Origin of the sequence: Microbacterium phycohabitans (assembly GCF_032464935.1) — a bacterium.
Lineage (GTDB): Bacteria > Actinomycetota > Actinomycetes > Actinomycetales > Microbacteriaceae > Microbacterium > Microbacterium phycohabitans.
Map to the genome: position 1 here is coordinate 121,214 of NZ_JAWDIT010000002.1, position 22,869 is coordinate 144,082.

Annotated in this window: 19 protein-coding genes; 7 read left to right on the forward strand and 12 right to left on the reverse strand. The window is 72.1% G+C overall.

Translation table 11 applies throughout. The features are described 5' to 3' along the window. Nucleotides 1–22: 22 nt before the first annotated feature. Nucleotides 23–1,555 carry a sugar ABC transporter ATP-binding protein gene (locus RWH44_RS05030; RefSeq protein WP_316003713.1) on the reverse strand — a complete coding sequence of 511 codons (1,533 nt, stop codon included), beginning with the start codon at nucleotides 1,553–1,555 and terminating at the stop codon, nucleotides 23–25. A 142-nt stretch (nucleotides 1,556–1,697) separates the two neighbouring features. On the opposite strand from RWH44_RS05030, the gene RWH44_RS05035 reads away from it, so the two are divergent. Further along, the gene (locus tag RWH44_RS05035; RefSeq protein ID WP_316003714.1) at nucleotides 1,698–2,708 is read left to right on the forward strand and encodes a LacI family DNA-binding transcriptional regulator; all 1,011 of its coding nucleotides are present in this window, start codon (nucleotides 1,698–1,700) and stop codon (nucleotides 2,706–2,708) included. Nucleotides 2,709–2,727: 19 nt separating this feature from the next. Here RWH44_RS05035 and RWH44_RS05040 read toward each other — a convergent pair whose 3' ends face one another. After that, nucleotides 2,728–4,203, reverse strand: coding sequence for an MDR family MFS transporter (locus RWH44_RS05040; protein ID WP_316003715.1), 1,476 nt, complete (start codon nucleotides 4,201–4,203; stop codon nucleotides 2,728–2,730). 72 nt (nucleotides 4,204–4,275) lie between these two features. On the opposite strand from RWH44_RS05040, the gene RWH44_RS05045 reads away from it, so the two are divergent. After that, nucleotides 4,276–4,902 carry a TetR/AcrR family transcriptional regulator gene (locus tag RWH44_RS05045; protein WP_316003716.1) on the forward strand — a complete coding sequence of 209 codons (627 nt, stop codon included), beginning with the start codon at nucleotides 4,276–4,278 and terminating at the stop codon, nucleotides 4,900–4,902. Between the two features lie 37 nt (nucleotides 4,903–4,939). Here RWH44_RS05045 and RWH44_RS05050 read toward each other — a convergent pair whose 3' ends face one another. The 3 genes from RWH44_RS05050 to RWH44_RS05060 are packed head-to-tail and all read right to left on the reverse strand — an operon-like array spanning nucleotide 4,940 to nucleotide 8,536. After that, on the reverse strand, nucleotides 4,940–5,785 hold the full coding sequence (locus RWH44_RS05050) for a transglutaminase family protein (RefSeq protein ID WP_298876076.1): 846 nt from the start codon (nucleotides 5,783–5,785) through the stop codon (nucleotides 4,940–4,942). A 46-nt stretch (nucleotides 5,786–5,831) separates the two neighbouring features. Continuing rightward, entirely contained in the window at nucleotides 5,832–6,764 is a 933-nt protein-coding gene (locus RWH44_RS05055) for an alpha-E domain-containing protein (protein ID WP_298876079.1), read from the reverse strand. Continuing rightward, nucleotides 6,758–8,536, reverse strand: coding sequence for a circularly permuted type 2 ATP-grasp protein (locus RWH44_RS05060; protein ID WP_316003717.1), 1,779 nt, complete (start codon nucleotides 8,534–8,536; stop codon nucleotides 6,758–6,760). Before RWH44_RS05060 ends, RWH44_RS05055 begins: the two co-directional genes overlap by 7 nt. Nucleotides 8,537–8,643: 107 nt before the next feature. Between RWH44_RS05060 and RWH44_RS05065 the strand changes: the two genes are divergently transcribed. Continuing rightward, nucleotides 8,644–9,867: an ATP-grasp domain-containing protein gene (locus RWH44_RS05065; RefSeq protein ID WP_316003718.1), complete on the forward strand. Its 1,224-nt coding sequence runs from the start codon at nucleotides 8,644–8,646 to the stop codon at nucleotides 9,865–9,867. Between the two features lie 197 nt (nucleotides 9,868–10,064). Here RWH44_RS05065 and RWH44_RS05070 read toward each other — a convergent pair whose 3' ends face one another. The 5 genes from RWH44_RS05070 to RWH44_RS05090 form a co-directional block, all read right to left on the reverse strand. Further along, complete coding sequence (locus tag RWH44_RS05070) at nucleotides 10,065–11,246, reverse strand: zinc-dependent alcohol dehydrogenase (RefSeq protein ID WP_298876088.1); 1,182 nt, start codon at nucleotides 11,244–11,246, stop codon at nucleotides 10,065–10,067. Between the two features lie 85 nt (nucleotides 11,247–11,331). Next, the gene (locus RWH44_RS05075; protein WP_316003719.1) at nucleotides 11,332–12,036 is read right to left on the reverse strand and encodes a glycosyltransferase family 2 protein; all 705 of its coding nucleotides are present in this window, start codon (nucleotides 12,034–12,036) and stop codon (nucleotides 11,332–11,334) included. Nucleotides 12,037–12,047: 11 nt separating this feature from the next. Then, entirely contained in the window at nucleotides 12,048–13,499 is a 1,452-nt protein-coding gene (locus RWH44_RS05080) for a PIG-L family deacetylase (protein WP_316003720.1), read from the reverse strand. After that, nucleotides 13,493–14,545 (reverse strand): acyl-CoA dehydrogenase family protein, encoded by a 1,053-nt coding sequence (locus RWH44_RS05085; protein WP_316003721.1) that lies wholly within the window; start codon nucleotides 14,543–14,545, stop codon nucleotides 13,493–13,495. The genes RWH44_RS05080 and RWH44_RS05085 overlap by 7 nt, the downstream gene beginning before the upstream one ends. Nucleotides 14,546–14,644: 99 nt before the next feature. Beyond that, nucleotides 14,645–15,814 carry an alpha/beta fold hydrolase gene (locus RWH44_RS05090; protein WP_316003722.1) on the reverse strand — a complete coding sequence of 390 codons (1,170 nt, stop codon included), beginning with the start codon at nucleotides 15,812–15,814 and terminating at the stop codon, nucleotides 14,645–14,647. Nucleotides 15,815–15,976: 162 nt separating this feature from the next. On the opposite strand from RWH44_RS05090, the gene RWH44_RS05095 reads away from it, so the two are divergent. Further along, a complete protein-coding gene (locus tag RWH44_RS05095; protein WP_316003723.1) occupies nucleotides 15,977–17,530 on the forward strand; it encodes a molybdopterin-dependent oxidoreductase in 1,554 nt (517 codons plus the stop codon). A gap of 85 nt (nucleotides 17,531–17,615) precedes the next feature. On the opposite strand, the gene rocD is transcribed toward RWH44_RS05095, so the two are convergent. Both rocD and ddaH read right to left on the reverse strand, forming a co-directional pair. Beyond that, complete coding sequence (gene rocD, locus RWH44_RS05100; RefSeq protein WP_316003724.1) at nucleotides 17,616–18,833, reverse strand: ornithine--oxo-acid transaminase; 1,218 nt, start codon at nucleotides 18,831–18,833, stop codon at nucleotides 17,616–17,618. Next, nucleotides 18,830–19,726 (reverse strand): dimethylargininase, encoded by an 897-nt coding sequence (ddaH, locus tag RWH44_RS05105; RefSeq protein ID WP_316003725.1) that lies wholly within the window; start codon nucleotides 19,724–19,726, stop codon nucleotides 18,830–18,832. Before ddaH ends, rocD begins: the two co-directional genes overlap by 4 nt. A 326-nt stretch (nucleotides 19,727–20,052) precedes the next feature. Between ddaH and RWH44_RS05110 the strand changes: the two genes are divergently transcribed. Genes RWH44_RS05110 through mtnB form a run of 3 tightly spaced genes read left to right on the forward strand, consistent with a single transcriptional unit; the run spans nucleotide 20,053 to nucleotide 22,549 of the window. Next, nucleotides 20,053–21,222, forward strand: a complete 1,170-nt coding sequence (locus RWH44_RS05110; RefSeq protein ID WP_316003726.1) for a translation initiation factor eIF-2B alpha/beta/delta subunit family protein — start codon at nucleotides 20,053–20,055, stop codon at nucleotides 21,220–21,222. Next, entirely contained in the window at nucleotides 21,219–21,920 is a 702-nt protein-coding gene (gene mtnC, locus RWH44_RS05115) for an acireductone synthase (protein WP_316003727.1), read from the forward strand. Before RWH44_RS05110 ends, mtnC begins: the two co-directional genes overlap by 4 nt. After that, nucleotides 21,917–22,549 (forward strand): methylthioribulose 1-phosphate dehydratase, encoded by a 633-nt coding sequence (mtnB, locus tag RWH44_RS05120; RefSeq protein ID WP_316003728.1) that lies wholly within the window; start codon nucleotides 21,917–21,919, stop codon nucleotides 22,547–22,549. Before mtnC ends, mtnB begins: the two co-directional genes overlap by 4 nt. Nucleotides 22,550–22,869: the final 320 nt, after the last annotated feature.

Sequence of the window (22,869 nt, forward strand, 5' to 3'; positions counted from 1 at the left end):
AGGGGGAGGAGGGATGCCGCGCTCACAGCGATGCCCCCGCCTCGGCGGTCGCCGCGAACATGACGGCCTCGGGGGTGGCATCCGCTCGCGCGAACTCCCCCGTCAGTCGGCCTTCGCGCATGACGAGGACGCGGTCGGCCATGCCGAGCACCTCGGGCAGTTCGCTCGAGATCATGAGGATGGCCAGACCCTGCTGGGCGAGCTCCGAGAGCAGGCGATGCACCTCGCTCTTGGTGCCGACGTCGATGCCGCGGGTGGGCTCGTCGACGATCAGGACCTTCGGCTGCGTCGCGAGCCACTTGCCGATGACGACCTTCTGCTGGTTGCCGCCGCTGAGCGTTCCCGTCGTGGCGTCCAGTGCCGCGGTCTTCACCTCGAGGCGACTCGCCCACTCGCGCGCCGCGCGATTCTCATCGGAGCTGCGCAGGAGCCCCCAGCGCGAGAGCTTGGAGCGGATCGCGAGGGTGATGTTGCGCGAGACGCCCTCGTCGAGCACGAGCCCCTGCTTCCGGCGATCCTCGGGGACGAGCGCGAGGCCTCGAGCGGTGGCCTGCCGCACGCTGCCTTTGACCAGGGGCGATCCGTTCAGTCGCACCGTGCCGGACTCGTAGGCGTCCACGCCGAAGATCGCACGGGCGACCTCGCTGCGACCGGCTCCGACCAAACCCGCGAGGCCGACGATCTCACCGGCGCGCAGGCGGAACGAGACGTCGCGGAACACGCCCTTGCGGGTGAGCCCCTCGACCTCCAGCACGACCTCGCCGGGGGTGGACGGCAGTTTCGGGAAGAGCTCGGTCACATCGCGACCCACCATCTGCCGCACGAGGTCGTCGACCGTCGTGTCGGCCAGCGGCGTGGTGTGGACGTATGCCCCGTCGCGCATGACGGTCACGGTGTCGCACAACGCGAACACCTCGTCGAAGCGGTGGGAGATGAACAGCAGGGCGCGCCCCTCGTCGCGCAGGCTCCGCGCGACCGCGAACAACCGCTCGACCTCGACGCCGCTGAGGGCGGCGGTCGGCTCGTCCATGATGAGCACACGCGCGTCGAGCGAGATGGCCTTGGCGATCTCGATGATCTGCTGGTCGGCGATCGAGAGGCCCTCGGTCACCCGGTCGGGGTCGAGGGCGACCCCGAGCCGCTGGAAGATGCGCGTCGCCTCCTCGCGCATCGCACCGCGGTCGATGCGCCCGAGCCGGCCGGTGGGCTGACGACCCATGAAGATGTTCTCGGTGACCGAGAGGTCGGGGAACAGCGTCGGCTCCTGGTAGATGACGGCGATCCCCGCGGCCTTCGATTGCGCGGTGCTGGCGAAATCGACGCTCTCGCCGTCGAGCAGGAAGTCGCCGTCGTCGCGGCGGTAGAGGCCCGCGATGATCTTCACGAGCGTCGACTTCCCCGCGCCGTTCTCGCCGATCAGCGCGTGGATCGAGCCGCGGTCGAGCACGAGGCTCCCCGACCGCAGGGCGACCACCGGGCCGAACGATTTCATCACGCGTCGGAGTTCGAGGGCGTGATCGGGCGTGGCGGGTGTCGCGTTCATCGCGTCAGCCATGCGGCCTCCTCATCGAGGGTGGTTCCGGTTTCCCGGCGAATCTGAATCGTTTCAGATCGGATGCCAGTCACTGTAGGGTGATGCCGACGACGCGGTCAAGTCGGCATCGCGTCGAGACCGGATCGTGACGTGAGGAGGCGCCGTGTCGATCAGCATCCGAGATGTGGCGACCCTGGCGGGCGTCTCTGTGGGGACCGTGTCGAACGTCCTCAACCGCCCCGACGCCGTCTCCGCCTCCTCGATCAAGCGGGTGAACAGCGCGATCGAGGAGCTCGGGTACGTGCGCAACGACGCGGCGCGGCAACTGCGCGCGGGCGTGAGCACCACGGTGGGCTTCCTCGCCCTGGACGGGCGAAATCCGTTCTTCGCCGACGTCGTCGGCGGAGCGGAGAACGAGGCCACCGCCCGCGGCCTCGCCCTGCTCCACGGGAACAGCGATGAGGACGCCGCGCGCGAGACGCTCTACATCGACCTGTTCGAGCAGCAGATGGTGCGGGGACTGCTCATCGCGCCGTTCGGCGACGTCACCGCGCGACTCGTCCGGCTGCGGGCCCGTGGCATCCCCTCGGTGCTCATCGACCGCTTCTCGGGCGACGCGCAGTTCTCCTCGGTATCGGTCGACAGCGTGGCCGGTGGGCGACTGGCGGCCGAGCACCTGCTCGAACGCGGACGCCGCCGTCTCGCGTTCGTCGGCGGGGGGTTCGACATCCGGCAGGTCACCGACCGTCTCGCCGGAGCGCGCAGCGCCGTCGAGAACGGCGCGCACCCGGCCGCGCTCGAGGTCGTGCCCACCCACGCGCTCACGGTCGACGAAGGGGTGGCCGCCGGGCGGCGTTTGCTGGCCCGCGATCGCGCCGATCGCCCCGACGCGGTGTTCGCCGCGAACGATCTCCTCGCCCTCGGGCTCCTGCAGAGCCTCGTCGTCGACGGCCGCATGCTCGTCCCCGACGAGATCGCCGTGGTCGGCTTCGACGACATCCCCTTCGCCGCGGCAGCCGCCGTGCCCCTGACCTCGGTGCGTCAGCCGAGCGCGCTCATCGGCGGCACCGCGATGCGCATCCTGCTCGACGAGGCCGACGACCCGGGCCGACCGACCCGTCAGACGGTGTTCGCGCCCGAGCTGGTGGCGCGGGCGTCGACGGGGCCGCCCTAACCGGCGACCCCCGCCGACGTCAGTGCGCGGGCATCCCCTCGCCACCCTCGACCTGCGTCGGCGTCCGCACGAACGCCGCGAGCACGATCACCGCGAGCGACAGGCACGCCGCGACGAAGAACGCCGAGTGGATGCCGGTGGCCGTGGCATCCACGACTGCCGCGCCCTGCGCCGCCGAACCGGCCGCCCCGACCGTCATGAGCGTGACGAAGACCGCGGTGCCGGCGGCACCCGCGAGCTGCTGCACGGTCGACACGATCGCCGACCCGTGCGGGTACAGCTCGCGCGGCAGCGAGCCCAGCGCCGAGGTCATGAGCGGGGTGAACATGAACGCCAGGCCGAGGCTCAGCACGCAGTGCACGGCGATGACGAAGCCGATCGGGGTCGACGTCGACAACGTCGAGAAACCCCACAGGGCGACGCTCGCCACCACGGCGCCGGGCAGGACGAGCGGACGCGCGCCGAAGCGGTCGAAGAGGTTGCCCACGATCGGGGCCATGAGTCCCATCAGCAGGCCGCCCGGCAGCAGCATGAGGCCGGTCGGGAGAGCCCCGAGGCCCAGCACGTTCTGCAGGTACAGCGGCAGCAGGATGAGCACGCCGAACAGCGTCGTCATCGCCACGATCACCAGGACCACCGCGATCGTGAAGGTCGAGTGGCGGAAGACGGCGAGGTTCAGCAGCACGCGATCGGTCGCACCCAGACGCAGCTGCCGCACGACGAACGCGGCGAGCGCGACGACACCGATCGCGAGCGGGACCCACACCGGCACGATCGCGTGCCCGCCGGCGGCCTCGCCGATGCTGGAGAGGCCGAAGATGATGCCGCCGAACGCCAGCGCCGACAGCACCACCGAGAGCACGTCGAGCGTGACGCGGCGGGTGGCGGTGAGGTTCTGCACCCAGCGCGCCCCGAGGGCGATCGCGACCAGCGCGATCGGCACCATCACGATGAACATCGCGCGCCACGGGAACGCCGACAGGATGAGTCCCGACACGGTGGGACCCACGGCGGGGGCGACCGAGATGACGATCGAGATGAGCCCCATCATGCGTCCGCGACGGTTCGCGGGCACGACGTTGAGCACGGTGGTGAACAGCAGCGGGATCATGATCGCCGTGCCGGAGGCCTGCACGATGCGACCGATCAACAGCACGCCGAACCCGGGGGCGATCGCGGCGATCACCGTGCCGAGGGTGAACAGCCCCATGGCGGTGAAGAAGAGGGTTCGCAGGGGAAAGCGCTGGATGAGGAAGCCGGTCGTCGGGATGACCACCGCCATCGTCAGCAGGAACGCGGTGGTCAGCCACTGGGCGGTGGCGGCGGTGATGTCGAGCTCGCGCATGAGCTCGGGCAGAGCGACGCCCATGATCGTCTCGTTCAGGATGACGACGAAAGCGGCGACCACGAGGAGGGCGATGACGGCGCCCGGGCGTACCGCGGGCTTCGCGGTGGCGCCGGGCGGGGCGGTGGGGACGGTTCCGGTGGAGACCATGGACGACCAATCTGAGCAGAGAAGGACATGTTGACAGTTACTGCCAATAAGACATCGACTACAGTATCGGATATGAGCACTCCCGCGGCCCCCGTCGAGGGTCTGCGCGACCGCCGTCGCCGTGAGACCTCGATCGAGATCTGCGCCGCGGCCCTCGACCTGTTCGAGCAGAAGGGCGTCGCGGGCACCACGGTCGACGAGATCGCGGCGCGGGCGGGTGTCTCGCCCCGCACGTTCTTCCGTCTGGCCGGCACGAAGGAAGACGCCGTCTTCATCGACGACGAACGCTTCGTCGCGGCCCTGCAGGGACTCGGAGCGGCGGGTGACGACATCCCCGCGCTCATGACCGGCCTGCGCGCGGTCTTCGCCCGCGAACTGCAGAACCTGGATGCCGACCCCCGGGCGCGCGAGCGCTACCTGCGCGTGCGCCGGCTCATCGCCCACGAACCGGGACTGCTGGGCGCCGCCATCCGGCGCGAGGTCACGTCATCCGATCGCTTCATCCCCGAGATCGCCGAACGCATCGGACGCACCGACCTCGAGGTGCGCACCGCCGCCGGCGTGGCCGGGCTCGAGATGCGAACCACCCTCGACGAGTGGGCGCGCCGCGTCGACCGCGGCGAGTCGGCTAGCCTCGTCGACCTGCACCGCGAGGTGCAGGCGCGACTGGCCGAGGCCGTCGGCCCCGCGTCGGCCTGACCGCACTCGTCCCGGGTCGGTCGACGCGGGACCCGAGTCACGTCTCGCGCGTGATCGTCACCTTCACCTTGAGGTTGCTCTTGCCGGGGCCGGCGTAGACGCCCCGCAGCGGGGGGACGTCGTTGTAGTCGCGGCCGCGACCGACGAGCACGTGACGGTCGCCGATCTCGATGTTGTTCGTGGGGTCGAAGCCCTGCCAGTCGCCGGCGAACCACTCCACCCACGCGTGCGACTCGCCCGTGACCGCCTCGCCGACCTCGGCCGAGGGCTTCGGGTGCAGGTAGCCCGAGACGTACCGGGCGGGGATGCCGACCTCGCGCAATGCCCCGATCGCGACGTGCGCGATGTCCTGGCAGACGCCCTTCCGGGCCTCCCACGCGTCGATCGCCGTGGAGGTCACGCCCGTGACGCCCTGCATGTACTCGATGGCGTTGCCGATCGCCTCGGCGATGGCGTGCGCGGCCGGACCGGGGCGGTCGTGCTGCGCGGCGATGGATCGGGCCAGCTCGGCCACCTCGGGGTGCGGCATCGTTCGACGGGTCTGCGTCAGCTGCTCGACGGTCGAGATCGAGCGCTCGGCCTCGGCGGCGAGCTGCTCCCACGTGATGTCGGCGTGCTCGATCGGCCGAGGACGCACCTCGACGAGAGAACGCGCCGTGATGGTGAGCGCGGCATGCGGAGACAGGACGTCGAACGCCGCGACCCGCGTGCCGAAGTAGTCGACGTACTGGTTGACCGAGGTCGAGGGCTCGATGTCGAGCGAGGAGCTCAGCACGAACTGACTGTCGGTGGAGTGCGGCAGCATCCGCGCCTCGTTGTAGGAGGCGACGACGTCGCCGGGGTACACGAAGCCGGTCTGGTGCTCGATGCGCAGGCGCTTCATCGCCGACCCCCCGAGGTCATCGCGATCGCCGCGGTGATGGCATCCGTCATGAGATCTCTCCGATCCAGGCCGGCTCCGCCTGCGTGGGGAAGAAGCGCGAACGGATCGCCTCCGACGCCTCGCGCGTGACCGTCTGCACGCGCTGCATGTGCTCGGGCAGCTCCGAGAGGATTTCGCTGACCGGCCGGTACTCGAGGTCGTTGCGGATCTGACCGAGGGCGCGCAGCACCGTGTTGGAGTGCCCGACGCGGTCGGCGCGCGGGTCGATCGCGCTCATGCAGTCCTCCGCCCGCTGGATCGAGTAGATGATCGAGCGCGGGAACAGGCGGTCGAGCAGGAGGAACTCCGCCGCGTTACGGGCGCTCGGCATGCCGCGATACGTGCGCAGGTAGGCCTCGTAAGCGCCGCACGAGCGCAGGATCGTCGTCCACGACGGTCCCGACACCTCGGTCAGCGAGCGGGTCGCGAGCAGGCGCGCGGTCATGTCGGTGCGCTCGATGCTGCGCCCGAGGGTGAAGAACTGCCACGCCTCGTCGCGGTTGGTCGAGGAGTCGACGATGCCGATCGCGAGGGCCGCGCGCTCGCGCACCCACTGGAAGAACTCGTGCACCTTGTCGGTCTGCAGACGCCGTGGCATCCGCGAGTTCGTGGTGTTGAGGATCTCCCACAGTTCGGTCGAGACGATCTCGCGCGCGCGGCGGGCGTTCTCGCGGGCCGCGGTGAGCGAGTAGGCGATGCTCGACGGGTTCATACGATCGACCGCCAGGCGGGCCAGCACGTCGTCGCGGCGGACGGTGTCGACGTTCTCGGGCCAGGCCGAGCCCATGACGCTCAGCAGCGACCGGCAGGCGGTGTCCTCGTCGATCCAGGGGTCCTCGAGCAGCAGCTGCAGGTGCACGTCGAGGATGCGCGCGGTGCCGTCACTGCGCTCGATGTAGCGCCCGATCCAGAACAGGCTTTCCGCGATGCGGCTCAGCATGATCCCTGCTCCCGTCCGTCACCCGCGGGCGCGGCCGAGGACCCTGAGCGCGTCGAAGGGTCCTGGACCCGCTCGAGCGTCTGCTGCTGCTGCTCCGCCTGCGGGCCGTGCTGCACCCCGGCATCCTGCTGCTGCTGTTCCTGCTGGTCGCGGTCGGGGCGATGGTCGCGCGGCGCGGTGGCCGGAGCGGGCTGGCCGTCGTAGATGATCGGAATGGCCTCGGTCACCGCCGCCTGATCGGCGACGAGGCCCGAGACGCCGTTGCCCTGGCCGTACTCGACGTGCGAGGGGGCGGAACCGCCGACGATCCAGGTGTCCTTCGACCCGCCGCCCTGGCTGGAGTTGACCACGAGCTGTCCCTCGGGAAGCGCCACACGGGTCAGACCTCCCGGGAGCACCCAGATGTCATCGCCGTCGTTGACCGCGAAGGGACGCAGGTCGGCGTGCCGCGGGCGCATCCCGTCTTCGACGAGGGTCGGGATGGTCGAGAGCATGACCACAGGCTGCGCGATCCAGCCGCGCGGGTCGGCGAGAAGGCGCTTGCGGAGGGCGTCGAGCTCCGCGGGCGAGGCGTCGGGACCCACGACGAGCCCCTTGCCACCGGAGCCGTCGACCGGCTTGACGACGAGCTCGGGGAGACGGTCGAGCACCTCTTCGAGGGCGCCCGGGTCTTCGAGCCGCCAGGTGTCGACGTTCTTCAGGATCGGCTCCTCGGCGAGGTAGTACCGGATCAGGTCGGGGACGTACGTGTAGAGCAGCTTGTCGTCGGCGACGCCGTTGCCCACGGCGTTGGCGATCGTGACGTTGCCCAGGCGCGCGGCGAGCATGAGTCCGGGTGCACCGAGCATCGAGTCGGCGCGGAATTGCAGCGGGTCGAGGAAGTCGTCGTCGACGCGGCGGTAGATGACGTCGACGCGCTGCGGTCCGCGCGTGGTGCGCATGAAGACCTTGCCGCCCACGCACAGCAGGTCGCGCCCCTCGACGAGCTCGACGCCCATGAGGCGCGCGAGCAGCGTGTGCTCGAAGTACGCCGAGTTGTAGACACCCGGGGTGAGCACGACGATGTTCGGGTCGTCGATCCCGGGCGGGGCCGAGGCCCGAAGGGCGGCGAGCAGCTTGTTCGGGTAGTCGCCGACGGGGCGCACGCGCATCGAGACGAACAGCTCGGGCAGCGTCTGCGCCATGACCCGGCGGTTCGAGATGACGTACGAGACGCCCGACGGCACGCGCACGTTGTCTTCGAGCACGCGCATCTCGCCGTGCTCGTCGCGGACCAGGTCGATGCCCGACACCTGGATGCGCACGCCGTTGGCGCTGCGGATGCCGGCGGCCTGACGGTAGAAGTACTGCGACGACGAGATGAGACCCGCGGGAAGGATGCCGTCGCGCACGCAGTGCTGGTTGCCGTAGGCGTCGTCGAGGAAGGCCTCCAGCGCGCGGACGCGCTGCTTCACCCCGGCCTCGATGCGCGACCACTCGTCATACGCGATGACGCGGGGCACGGCATCCAGGGGGAAGGGGCGCTCCTCGCCCGCGAAGTCGAAGGTGACGCCCTGGGCCAAGTACGAACTCGCCAGCGACTCGGTGCGACCCCGCAGCTCCTCCTGGGTCATCTGCGCGAGCGTCTGGTAAAGCTCCCGGTACGCCTCACGAGAGGGGGCGGCGTCTCCGGCCGAAGCCGGGATGCCGAACATCTCGTCGTACGCCGGGATGCCGGATGCGGTCTTGCGCGGCGCCAGCGTGGAGCCGTAACCGTCGAACAGGTCACCCATGCGACGACTCTACTCAGCGCCGTGTTGCGGGAAGGTTTCCCCCACGCCGGTCGCAGCCGGTGGATAGAGTGACGCCAACGTCCGCCGCAACGACCAGGGGTGCCTCCATGCGCGTGCTCGTCACCAGTTCCCGCAACACGTTCGCTCTCGACCTGATCCGCAAGCTCGGCAGCGTCGGACACACCGTGTTCGCGAGCGACACCTACGACGGCGCGGTGGGCAACCACTCGCGCTTCCTCGCCGGCCACCTCGCCACCCCGTCGCCGCGGTTCGAGACGGACGCCTTCATCGCGGCCGTGAGCGACTACGTCGAGAAGCACGACATCGACGTGATCATCCCCACGTTCGAGGAGGTCTTCTACCTCGCCGCCCGCGTGGCCGACCTGCCCGCGCGCGTGCGCCTGTACGCCGGCAGCTTCGCCGACCTCGCGCGCCTGCACGACAAGGCGAGCTTCCAGCGTCTCGCCCAGGATGCCGGAGTGCCCATCCCCGAGACGGTGGTGGTGACCTCGCCCGAGGAGCTGCGCGAGGCGATCGCCTCGTTCCCGCGCTACTTCGCCCGCGCGGCGTTCTCGCGCGGCGGCGTGGGCCTGCTGACCAACACCGGTCCGCTCGCGGGCAAGATCCCCGTCGAGGAGTGCGTGCCCACTCCCGAGCAGCCGTGGCTCGTGCAGCCCTTCGTCGACGGGCCCATGGTCTGCACGTACAGCGTCGTCGTCGACGGCCGGGTGCAGGCGCACACCACGTACAAGGCCGCCGAGCAGTGGGCGCACTCGACCGCGATCGCCTTCATCGCCGTCGACAGCACCGACACCCTCCGGTACACGCAGCAGCTCGTCGACACCCTCGACCCGGGCTTCACCGGCCAGATCTCGTTCGACTTCGTCGACCACGGCACCGACGCCGCCCCCGACTACAAGATCATCGAGTGCAACCCGCGACCCACGAACGGCGTCATCCTGCTCGAGGCCGACGACGTCTCCCACGCGATCGAGGGAAGACTCACCGAGCCCGTCGTCGCCGTGCCGGGCACGGAGCGCCAGATCACGCTCGCCGTGCTCGCCGACGCCTTCGCCGAACCGCTCCAGCACCTGCCGAAGACGCTGCACGATCTGCTGCACGTGCGCGACGTGGGCGCGGGCTGGTGGGACGGCGCCGCGATGCTCTGGAGCCCCGCGACGATCGTGCACGGCGCGAAGATCTCGCACGGCGACCGCAAAGAGATCCTCGCCGCCCTCGGCGACGACATCGTCTGGAACGGCGAGCCGATCGAGGGCATGAGCGAAGCGGATGCCGAGGCCCTCGAGGCCGTGCACGCCGGTCGCGTCTGACGCCTCGGAGCCGGGGCCTCCGGCTCGCGGCGGCGTGCCGTCGTGCGGAGTCCGCAGCCGGGGCACCCGGCCCGCGCGGCGTGCCGTCGTGCGGAGTCCGCAGCCGACACGCCGGTGCCGACGGCATCCACACGGGGTGGCGCCTGCCGACTCCGCACGAGGGGACACCGCGCCGCACCCGGCGCGGTGTCGGAACCTCAGGTGCCGGGGCGCAGCACGACCTTGATGCAGCCGTCCTCCTTCTTCTGGAACGTCTCGTAGAGGCCCGGCGCGTCGTCGAGGGGCGCGTGGTGGGTGACCAGGTCCATCACGCCGAGCGGGTCGGCGGCGTCTTCGACCAGGGGAAGAAGGTCGTCGATCCAGCGCTTGACGTTGCACTGGCCCATGCGGAAGGCGATCTGCTTGTCGAACATGGTCTTCATCGGCAGCACGTCGGCCTCGCCGGCGTACACCCCGCTGAGCGAAACGGTTCCGCCGCGGCGCACCAGATCGATCGAGGCGTAGACGGCCGCGAGGCGGTCGAGACCGGCCTTGTCCATCACCTTCTGCGCGAGGGCGTCGGGCAGGAGCCCCACCGCGCTCTGCGCCAGCTTGACGCCGCCGTTGCCGTGGGCCTCCATGCCGACGGCATCCACGACTCCGTCGGCCCCGCGACCCTCGGTGAGGTCGACGAGTTCGTCGACCACGCTGTCGGTGAGGTCGTAGGTCAGGACGCCGTGACGCTCGGCCATCGCTCGGCGCTCGGCCTCGGGCTCGATCGCGAGGACGCGATACCCCAGGTGCACGCCGATGCGGGCGGCGAACTGTCCGACCGGCCCCAACCCCATCACCGCCAAGGTTCCCCCTTCGGGGACGTTCGCGTACTTCACGCCCTGCCAGGCGGTGGGGACGATGTCGCTGAGGAAGAGGTACCGGTCGTCGGGCAGGTCGTCGCCGACGCGGATGTGGTTGTAGTCGGCCAGCGGCACGCGCAGATACTCGGCCTGACCACCGGGGACCTGCCCGTAGAGCTTCGTGTATCCGAAGAGCGCCGCTCCGCTGCCGTACTCCCGCACCTGCGTCGTCTCGCACTGCGACTGCAGACCCCGGCGGCACATGAAGCAGTGGCCGCACGAGATGTTGAACGGGACGACGATGCGGTCGCCGACGGCGAGGTTCGTCACGGCCGATCCCACCTCGACGACAACGCCCATCGGCTCGTGCCCGAGCACGTCGCCCTTGTCGATGAACGGTCCGAAGAGTTCGTACAGGTGCAGGTCGGAGCCGCAGATCGCGGTCGAGGTGATCTTCACGATCGCGTCGGTGGGCTCGAGGATCTGCGGGTCGGGCACCTCCTCGACGCTCACGGTGCGCTTGCCTTGCCAGGTCAGTGCCTTCATGGTGGTGCCTCTCGATCCGGGGGACGGTCAGTCTGCGGTGCCATCCGAGCGAAGCCGAGGTGGTTGACGAACCGCGGATCGTCGGTCACACGCCGGACCCGGCGAGCGGCGGGGCGTCGATCCACGCGTGCACGCGGCGCAGGAACGCGGCGTATCCCGCGGGGGTCCGGCCCGTGAAGCGACCGGACGTCTCGACCTCGTGCACGTCGCTGGCCTGCTCGCGTGCCCCGAGGGCGCGGATCGCTCCGACGAGGGCGACGTCCTCGTGCGCGGCGAGATCCGGGATGCCGCCCGCCTCGGTGTACGTGCTCGCGCGCACGCCGAGGTTCGCTCCGTGCACGTTGCCGGGTGGCCGGCCGCGGTGGTGCGTCGCGCGCCAGTAGGCCGCGTGCCGCGCGCTGAGGTCGGCGAAGTCGGGACGGACCGTGCCCACCACGAGGTCGATCCCGGCATCCGCCAGGTCGAGCTGGTGCGTGAGCCAGTCGCCGGGCACCACCGTGTCGGCATCCGTCATCGCGATCCACGTGTCGTCGTCGGGGGTCGCCAGGCTCGACAGCGCTCGCGCGATCCCCACGCGTCGGGCGGTCCCCACGCGGCGGGCGTCGATGTCGACCGCGCGCACGGGCCACCTCCGCACCTGCGCCGCGGTGCTGTCGCGACACGCGTCGAGCACGACGACGACCACGATCGCGAGGGCGGGATCGCGCTCGCGGGCTCGCGTCACGGCCCGCATCACCGAGGCGAGGCATCGACCGATCAGCGCCTCCTCGTCGTGGGCGGGGATGGCCACCGCGACCGCCCTCACGGAACGAGTCCCGCCTCGGCCGCCACGGAGCGCGCCCCCGAGAGGCCGTACACCTCGAGCGCGAAGTCCTCCTCCTCGTGCCGGACGAGGCGCACGAGGTCGGACCGGGCGGCAAGGGCTGCACCGACGCTGTCACCGTCGCGCGGGTACTCGGCGACGGCATGCCGCCAATGGCAGGCCACGAGGTGCCCGTCGGCGCGCAGCGAGGCGACGGCCGCCGTGAGCCCGCGATCGAGGTCGCCGGCGCCCCAGTAATACGCGACCTCCGACAGCACCACGAGGTCGAAGGTCTCCTCCGGCCAGTCGTCGGGGAGCATCGCGCGGCGCAGCTCGACGTGATCGCGACCCCGCAGACGACGGCGCGCGCGGTCGAGGGCGGCCAGGGCGAGGTCGACGGCGAGCACCCGGTCGCACCGCTCGGCGAGGTGCGCGGTCAGCGCTCCCGTCGAACAGCCGGCCTCGAAGGCGGCGCGGTAGCGGCTCCGGGGCAGGGCCGCCAGCAGCACCGCGCGCTTGCGCTCCTCGTACCAGCGCGAGTCGAAGCCCCAGGGGTCGTCGTGGCGCGCGTACATGTCGTCGAAGTACTCCGGCCCCACGGTGGGCGCTGCCGGCGGCTCTTCCCCCGACGGTGCGGTCGCGGCATCCGTTCCCGAGGCCGAGTCCGGCGTCGGCGCGACGGCGCCGGGCACCGGGCCGGGCGCGGGCCGAGGGGCGAAGAACACCTCGGAATCGCGCGCAAAATGCGAGCGCATCCGCGCGTGAACCGTGGGCTCGTCGCCCGGCGCGGCCGACAGGGGCAGGAGCTGGCTGACGTGCGCCTCGAGGGCGCGGGCCTTGGCGTCCCGGGCCGCGGCGTCCAGGCGCAGGCGTTCCGCATGCGGCCAGGGCACGTCATCCGGACCGCCCCAGTGCCAGAGCCAGATTGGGAAGGATCGGCAGCGGATGCCGCGCTGCGCGCAGACCTGCTCGACGACCTCGCCGACGACGCGGTGGTCGCGGTGCCCGTCGCCGCGCCAGGGCGAGAGGACGAGGACGCGATCCGCGGGCGCCCGGTCGATCGCCCGCTGCAGCGCGCGGGCGATGGCGTCGCGGTGGTCGTCGGTACCGCCGTCGGGGAGTCCGAGGAACAGCGATTCGTTCTCGACGCCCACGATCGACATCGCCTCGCGCAGTTCCCGGCGGCGGACCAGGCCGAGGGTCGCGGGGCTGTGCGTGGGCGAGTCGGGGTGCGACCGCTCGCCGTCGGTCACGACGACGAGATCGATCGGGATGCCGCGGGCGGTGGCCGTGGCGAGAAGACCCGCGGCCCCGAGCGTCTCGTCGTCGGGGTGCGCGGCCACGACGACGATGCGGTCGACGTCGAGATCGAGGGACGGCAGATCGCGTCGGAGCACCGCGGCCCACACGTCCTCGTCGGTCCCCGGATCGCGGTGGTCGAAGCTCACCACGCGCCGCCTCCCTGCTGGATCTGGGCGCCGATGCCCGCGATGTCGCGCTCGGCGTGATGTTGACGCACGTACAGCTGCAGGTCGGCCACCCGCTGGGCGTGCGCGTCGTCGGTGGCGAGGGGGGAGGGACCGAGAGCGTGGGCGGCCTCTGCGAGAGTCGTCTCGACCGCGTCGGCCACGACGCTGCGCGCGCGGGCGGCGCGCAGACGCGCGGCACGGTGGTCGGGGGATGCCGCGCCGAACACCCCCGCCGTCTCGACGAGCACGGCCCGCGCGGCCCACAGTGCCGTGTCGGCCCTGCCCAGGTGCAGCCGGGAGAGCTGATCGGCGCCGGCCGACCCCGCCGCCGCGGCGAGCGCGTCGCGCAGGGGCAGCGCCCCGCCCCACCAGCACGCCGCGACTCCGACACCGCCGTGCGCGAAGCCGGGGCGCCGCAGGTACCAGCCGGGCTCCCCGACGGGCTCGGCGACCGCGCCGTCGACGTCGATCGGAGCGCTCACGACCCGGTCCAAGCCGCGCGCGTGCCACGGTCCCGACCGCGCCGACACGGCCGGGTCGCGCAGATCGAGCGCGAAGAGCCGCCGGTGGTCGTCGTCGACCCAGGCGGTGACGAGCGCGTGATCGAGGTCGCCGGCGAGCGAGCACCAGGGTTTGGTCCCGTGGAGTGTCCAGGTGTCGGCATCCCGACGCGCCTCCAGGCGCACGCCCGGCCCCTCGGCCGCGAAGACGCCCCACGAGCCGCTCGTCTCGACGCCGGGGGCGATGCCCGCCTCGCGGGCCTCGTCGAGGATCGCGAGAGCGTCGAGATGGGGCTCCAGGATGCGCGCCGCGGCGACGTCGCGAGCGGCGACCGCAGCAAGCAGCTCCCAGGTCGCCGCGAGCGATCGCGGTCGGGGCAGGCCCGTCGCCCAGGCGAGCGTGCCGGCGACGTCAGTGCCGAGCCCGGCCACGGCATCCGCCGCTTCGAGGGCCGCGTCGACGTCATCGAGATCGGCCGCACCGGGAGGGAGGAGGAGGGGGAAGCGGGGATGGTCGCCGTCGGTCACTCGGCCACGGTGCGCGCCGAAACCCGATCGGGACAGATCCTTGACACGGCCCGCGCGCCGCGATCTCGCACCGGTGCGCCGTTTCTCGGCGCCCGCGGATCAGCGACGACGCAGCACGCGGGTGCGCAGCAGGGCGTCGAGGCGGGCGACCTGCACGAGGAGGGCCGGGAACGACGCCGAGAGCCCGGTGCGCGGCAGCCGGTCGAGCGCCGGCTCGTCGCCGGGCAACGCGGCCTGCTGTCCGCGGACGAGCCGCCGGATGGCGTTCAGCAGCGCCATCGGGTGGGTGTCGAGGGCGCTGTGTCCGTTGTGGAGGCGCACGAGCGTGGCATCCGGAGCCGACACGACCACCCGCTCGGCGATCTCCGGCGGGGTGCGCAGGTCGCGGTCGCCCGAGAGCACGACGAGCGGCCAGTCGAAACCGCGCACGGCGGCGAGCAGGTCGTAGGGCTCTCCCGTGAAGGGCGGGTAGCGCGAGGCGAGGGGCAGGTAGGTGCGCACCGGGTCGAGCGGGTGCCCGTCGGGGGTGCCCCCGTACCCCAGCTCGCGGAAGGCGATCGTGCCCACGAGGTCGAACTCGTAGATGCGCGGGATGTCGGCGATCTCGGCATCGCGCGTGGCGTAGGCGGTCAGCGCCCGCCACGCGAGACCGGGCTCGTGGCGCACGAGCGGGTGGACGAGGTCGGTCCCGCCGAGCTCGTAGGCGGCGCGGACGACGTCGAGCACGATCCGCTCCGACACCCCCGCGGCCACGAGACGCCGGACCCCGCGCGCCATGTCGTCGTCGGCATCCCAGAACAACCCCCGCACCGCGGCGCGCTCGATGTCGAGATCGTGGGCCGACTGCAGGGCCGAGTCGAGCAGCATCGACGCGACCCGTTCCGGATGCCGGGCCCCGAACGCCATCGCGAGATAGCTGCCGTACGACGAGCCGACGATCACCGCGCGGTCGATGCCCTCCGCGTCGAGCACGGCGGCCACGTCGTCGAGCACGGCGGCGATGCGCATCGCTGCGGGCGGGAGCGGACGGCCGCGGAGGTCTCGGCGGGAGCGCCCGATGCCGCGGTGCTCGATCATGATCAGGTCGAGCCCCCCGCGGGCCGCTCGCCGCCGCAGGCCCCGGTACGGCAGCACGGATGCCAGCCCCGGGCCCCCGGGGATCACGACCACGGGCGTCGCCCCGCGCGGCCCGGACCGCACGTAGGCCAGGTCGAAGGCGGGCGCACCGTCCGCGGCCGGGCGCCGGAGGGACCGCAGGCTCTCGCGCATGGGTGAACGCTACCGGTGGTCGCCGCGGTCGGGCCCGGCGGCATCCGGGTTCCCTGCTCCCCCCGGCGCAACCCGTGACGTTCTCGCAGCGACGGATGCCGGTTGGCTGTGAGTTCCGCCCCGCGCGGCGCCCCGGGGCCGGACGCTCTCTAGGCTCCGAACGTGACTCCCGCTCCTTCGCGCCTCCGCGATCTCCCGGCCGTCGTCGCGGGGATCGCCGCGACCGTGCTCGGGGCCGGCCTCGGCGAACTGGCCGCCGCGCTCGTGGCCCCCGCGGCGAGCCCCTTCGCCGTGATCGGGGGCGCGATGATTGACCTCGCCCCGGCGTGGGCGAAAGATCTCGCCATCGACCTCTTCGGCACCGGCGACAAGGCCGCGCTGCTCGTGGGGATCGCGGTGCTGCTGCTGGTGGTCGCCGGGGTGGCCGGAGCGCTGGAGAACCGTCGTCCGCCGTGGGGCCGCGTGGTGCTCGCGGGCCTGGGCGCACTCGGCGCCGTCGTGTCGATGACGCGAGCCGATGCGGGGCTGCTCTCGCCGGTGCCGTCGCTGATCGCGGGGGCGGGAGCAGCGGTCGTGGGCGCCCTGCTCATCGCGCGCCTGCGGCGTCCGCCCCGGCGATCGGTCGCCGACGGCGCCCCCTCGGACGAAGGCGTCACCCGCCGCGGCGTGCTCGCGCTGTCGGGCGTCGCCGTCATGGCCGGGGCCCTCGCCGCCTTCGGGTCGGTCGCGCTGAGTGGCGGTGCCCGAGCGATCAGCGCCGTCCGCTCCGCCCTGCGCCTGCCGAGTCCCGCGACCACGACGACGGTTCCGGATGCCGCCGACCTCGGCATCGACGGCCTCTCCCCCGTCATCACGCCCTCGGCGGACTTCTACCGCATCGACACCGCCCTCGTCGTGCCCCAGGTCGACCCGGCGACGTGGACGCTGCGTGTGCACGGCCTCGTCGAGCAGGAAGTGGTGCTGCGCTGGGACGACCTCGTCGCCCTGCCGCAGAAGGAGACGGTCGCCACACTGGTCTGCGTGTCGAACGAGGTCGGCGGCTCGCTCATCGGCACCGCTCGGTGGCTCGGCGTGCCGATCCGCGACATCCTCGCGCGCGCGAAGCCGACCGACGAGGCCGACATGGTGCTCTCGCGCTCGGTCGACGGGTTCACGGCATCCAGTCCCCTGGAGGCTCTCACCGACGACCGCGACGCCCTCCTCGCGATCGGGATGAACGGCGAACCGCTCCCCCTCGAGCACGGCTTCCCCGTGCGCATGGTCGTGCCGGGGCTCTACGGCTACGTATCGGCGACCAAGTGGGTGAGCGAGCTCGAGGTCACGCGCTTCGACCGCGCCGAGGGGTACTGGACCCCGCGCGGATGGTCGGAGCGCGGACCGGTCAAGCTGCAGTCGCGCATCGACGTCCCGCGCGCGGGTGCGCAGGTGGCCGCGGGCGATGCGGTCATCGCGGGCGTCGCGTGGCACAACCACGTCGGCGTCGCCGGCGTCGAGGTGCAGATCGATGACGGCCCCTGGCAGCCGGCGACGCTCGCGAGCGCCATCTCGGCCGACACGTGGGTGCAGTGGAGTCTCCCGTGGGATGCCACGACCGGCTCGCATACCGTGCGCTGCCGCGCGATCTCGGCCGACGGCAGCACGCAGACCTCCGACACCGCCCCGCCGGCCCCCGACGGCGCGACGGGCTGGGACGAGACGACGGTCTCGGTCGCCTGACCCCCACGCGTGAGGTGCCAGGATCTGTCGCCGGAGCCGACTCCGAAGCGACGATTCCCGGCACCTCGCGCGATGGCGAGGGCTCTCAGGCCGCGAGCACGTGCTTCAACTGCTCGACGGCCCAGTCCAGCTCGGTCGCCCGGATGGTCAAGGGCGGGGCGATGCGGATCGTCTGACCGTGCGTGTCTTTGACGAGCACTCCGCGCGCGAGGAGCTTCTCGGCGATCTCGCGGCCCGTGCCGACGGCGGGGTCGATGTCGACCCCGGCCCACAGCCCGGCGATGCGTACCGCGGTCACGCCGTGGCCGATCACCGTCTGCAGGTTCTGCTCGAGGTGCGCGCCCAGTGCCTTCGCGCGGGTCTGGAATTCCCCGGATGCGAGCATCTCGACGACCCGCAGACCGACGGCGCACGCGAGCGGGTTGCCGCCGAAGGTCGACCCGTGCTCGCCCGCGCGGATGACGCCGAGCACGTCCTCGTTCGCGACGACCGCCGACAGGGGCGAGATGCCGCCGCCCAGCGCCTTGCCGAGCAGGTACAGGTCGGGGACGACGCCCTCGCGGTCGCACGCGAACGTCTCGCCCACGCGGCCGAGACCCGACTGGATCTCGTCGGCGATGAACAGCACGTCGTTCTCGGTGCAGATCTCGCGCACGCGGCGGAGGAACCCGTCGGGCGGGATGACGACGCCCGCCTCACCCTGGATGGGCTCGAGGAGCACCGCGGCGGTGTTCTCGTCGATCGCCGCGGCGATGGCATCCGCGTCTCCGTAGGGCACGTGCACGAAGCCGGGCGCATAGGGACCGAAGTCGTCGTGCGCGGTGGGGTCGTCGCTGAAACCGACGATCGTCGTGGTGCGGCCGTGGAAGTTGCCGTTGGCGACGATGATGGTCGCGGCGTCGGGGGCGATGCCCTTCGTGCGGTAGCCCCAGGCTCGGGCGACCTTGATGCCGGTCTCGACCGCCTCGGCGCCGGTGTTCATCGGCAGCACGAGGTCTTTGCCGCACAGCTGCGCGAGCGCGGTGGCGAAGGGCCCCAGCCGGTCGTTGTGGAACGCGCGGCTGGTGAGCGTCAGCCGCTCGAGCTGCTCGCGGGCGGCGGCGAGGATCGCGGGGTGGCCGTGCCCGAAGTTCAGCGCCGAGTAGGCCGACAGCAGGTCGAGGTAGCGCTTGCCCTCGACGTCGGTGACCCACACGCCCTCGGCACGAGCGGCGACGACCGGCAGCGGGTGGTAGTTGTGCGCGACGTGCGCTGCCTCGGCGGCGATCAGCTGCGCGCCGAGGTCGTCGACGGCGGTGCTCATCGGGCGCCCCCGCGCAGTTCGAGCGTGCAGCACTTGATGCCGCCGCCGCCGAGCAGCAGCTCGGACAGGTCGACCATGACGGGGGTGTAGCCGCGCTCGCGCAGCTGCGCCTCGAAGCCCACCGCACGCGGCGAGATGATGACGTTCTTGCCATCGCTGGCGGAGTTGAGTCCGAACACCGCGCCGTCGGCATCCGAGACCCGGATGGCGTCGGGGTAGCGCTCGCGGAGGATCGCCTGGCTGCGCTCGTCGAACGCGGTGGGCAGGTAGGCGATGTTGGCCTTGTCGACACCACCCGGGCCCTCGACCGGGTCGAGCACCGAGATCGCGGTGTCGAGGTGGTAGAACCGCGGGTCGGTCAGCGTCAACGACACGACCTCGCGCGAGAACACCTCGCCGACCTCGCGGTGGCTGTCGCCCGTCGAGCGAAAACCGGTGCCCGCGAGGATGGTGTCGCCGACGAGCAGGAAATCGCCCTCGCCCTCGTTGACCTCGACCGGCTCGGCGACCTCGAAGCCGTTGGCCGCGAACCAGTCGATGAACGCGGGCGCCTCGGCGGCCCGCTCGCGGAAACGGAACTTCGGGCCGTAGGCGATGCCGTCGATCACGAAGCCGCCGTTCGCGGTGTAGACCATGTCGGGCAGTCCCTCGAGCGGATCGATGAGCTCGATCTCGTGCCCGAGCGAGACGTACGTGTCGTGGAGCGCCTGCCACTGCCGGACGGCGAGCGCGGTGTCGGTGGGGCGCGAGGGCTCCATCCACGGATTGATGCTGTAGCTCACCGTGAAGTGCTCGGGCCGGCACATGAGGTACCGGCGGTGCTGCTGGACGCGCTCGGCGCCCGTCGCGGGGGCCGCGTTCGACGTGGGCGCGGCGGTGGGGGTAGCGGACATCTCTGCTCCTCGGAGGAAAGGTGCGGCGGACGCTGTCCTGGGGCTCGGTGGCCCTTCGAACCCGGCGGCATCCGGGGATGCCGTGCGGGGAAAGGTCGGTCCGAGCACGCCGTGGCCATTGTCTCATGGGGGCGCGCGGGAGCGGGGAAAGGTCGTGGCGGGGGCGCGTTCCTCGCAGATCTGCACGACGCTCACGGGGTTCGGGCCGCGAGCCGCGACCGGCGCGCGCATCCGCGAGGAGGCGAGACACGCGTGGCGCGGGCCGCCGCCGTCGCACGGCGTCATGCGCACCACCGCGACACCGGCGACATGGGAGGATGGCGGCGATGTCTGCCACGCTCGAGAATTCCGTCGTCCTCGACGAGGCCGCAGGCGTCGTCCGCATCCTCGACCGCCGCATCTTCCCCGCTCGGATCGAATGGGTGGATGCCACGACCCCCGACGAGGTCGCGACGGCCATCCGCGACATGGTGACGCAAAGCTCGGGTCCGCTCTACGCAGCCACGGCCGGCATGGCACTGGCCGCTCTGCAGGCGCGGGGGCTCCCCCTCGCCGAGGCGCGCGCCGCCCTGGGCCGCGCCGGCCGGGCCCTCGCCACCGCGCGGCCCACGAACGCGCATCCGCGCGACGCCGTCGCCCGCATCCTCGCCGCCGGTCGTGACGCCGACGACACCGCGGCGCTTGTGGACGTCACCCTGCAGACCGCCGCCGCCGTCGACCGCGACTACCGCGAGGCGAGTCTGCGCCTGGGCCGCGCCACGCTGTCGCTGCTGCCCGAGTCGCCGCGCATCCTCACCCACTGCTGGGCCGACGCCTACCTGTTCGGTCTCGTCGCCGCCGCCCGCGAGGCCGGCCGCGAGATCGAGTGGATCGCGACCGAGACGCGCCCCTACCTGCAGGGTGCGCGCCTGACCGCCCACTCGCTGCGCGAACTCGACCAGAAGGTCACGCTCATCACCGACGGCATGGCCGCCGCCGCCCTCGCCTCTCCGCGCGGGGTCGGCTCGGGCCCGATCGACGCGGTCGTGACCGCGGCCGACCGGGTCGCCCTCGACGGTTCGGTCGTCAACAAGGTCGGCACCCTGGCCCACGCGGCCGCGGCGGCGGCCTTCGGCATCCCGTACATCGCGATGGTCGAGGCCCCCGATCCGGGATCGCCGACCGGCGACGACATCGTCATCGAAGACCGCGATCCGCGCGAGGTGCTCGAGGTGCTGGGGCAGCGCACCGCGAGCCCGCTCGTCACCGACGCGTGGTACCCCGCCTTCGACGTCACCCCGCCGCGCCTGGTGACGCGCATCGCGACCAGTCGGGGAACTTTCGAGCCCGCGCGAGTGGGCGAGCACTTCGCCGCCGACGCCGACGCCCCGGTTCCGGCATCCCCCGTCGTCCGACGCCGCTCCCCCGAGCAGCCGGCCCCCGTGGCCGCCACCGTGCAGCCCGACACGATCGCGTTCCGTCCCGTGTCCCCCACCCCCGATGAGGACCCCCAATGACCCGCATCTCCGCCGACGTCGTCGTGCTCGACATCGAGGGCACCACGAGCGCCGCAGGCTTCATCCTCGGCGACCTCTACGACTACGCCCGACCGCGCCTCGACGAGGTGCTCGGACGCGACGACGACACCGTCCGCGGTGCCCGCGCCGACGCGATCGCCGAGACCGGCCTGGATGCCGACGCCACCGACGCCGAGATCGCCGAAGCGCTGCGCGGGCTCATGGCATCCGACGTGAAGTCGACGCCGCTGAAGACCCTGCAGGGCATCATCTGGGCCGAGGGCTTCGCCGCGGGCGAGATCCACTCGCAGTTCTTCGACGACGTCCCGCCGCGCCTGCGTGCCTGGCAGGCGGCTGGCATCCGCCTCGCGGTGTACTCCTCGGGGTCGATCGCGTCGCAGGTGCCGTGGTTCCGTCACGCGCCGCAGGGTGATCTGACCGTGCTCGTCGAGGACTTCTTCGACACCGTCAGCGCCGGCCCGAAGAAGGAAGCGGCGTCGTACGACCGCATCGCCTCCGCCCTCGGCGTCGCGCCCGACCGGGCGCTGTTCCTCACCGACCACCCCGACGAGGTCGCCGCCGCCCGCGCGGCGGGCTGGCAGGTCGTCGCGCTGGATCGCGCCGGGGAGCCGTGGGCCGGGTCCGACTTCGGAGCGGATGCCGTGGCATCCTTCGACGAGATCGAGATCGCCCGATGAAGCTCCCCCTCGCCGCCCGGGTGCAGGAGGCCGGCGCCGCCCTCGCCGCCGAGGCCTCGCGTTTCTCGGGCTACGGCTGGATGCGCGGCACCTCCGGCAACCTCTCGATCGTGCTCGACCGCGACCCCCTGGTGCTGGCGGTGACCGCGTCGGGCCTCGACAAGTCGGAGCTCACCGATCGCGACGTCGTGCTGATCGACGCCGACGGCGAGGCGCTCGATTCCGACGACCCGCGTCCGCCGTCTGCGGAGGCGGGGCTGCACGCCCACATCGCCGCGCGCACCGGCGCGGGCGCGGTGTTCCACGTGCACGCGTTCGACGCGGTCGTCGCCGGACACCGGTGGCCGGGCGGCGTCGAGATCCGCGACATGGAGATGCTGAAGGGCATCGGCCACCGCGCGAACGACGAGACCGTGACGATCCCGGTCATCGCCAACGACCAGGACATGCGCGTCGAGGCCGCCCGCTTCGACGAGGTCTACGTCGCGGCCACCGCCGAGGTGCCCGAGGTGCCCGCGCTCATCGTCGCGAACCACGGCATGTACGCGTGGGGCGCCGACGTCGCCGCCGCCCGCCGCCACCTCGAGATCACCGAGTGGCTGCTGCGCTTCGCCGTCGCGACGCGCTGACGCGTCGGCATCCGCCCCGGCGTGCTGTCGGGCTTTCGTCCTGGCGCGCTGTCGGGCATCCATCCCGGCGCGCTGCCCGAGCGGCCCGATAAACGCTCGCTGTGCTGAGAAACGCTCACCCAGCGCGTTTCCCGGCACAGGCAGCGTTTATCGCGAGGAACCGCCGGATGCCGCGACCGCCGTCGCGCGAGCAGCGCGGCAGGGCACCGGCACGCCGCGCGAGAAGCGCGGCAGGGCACCGGCACGCCGCGCCTCGCCGCCCGAGACGCCCAAGACGCCCGAGCCGCCCGATAAACGCTCCCTATGCTCAGAAACGCTCC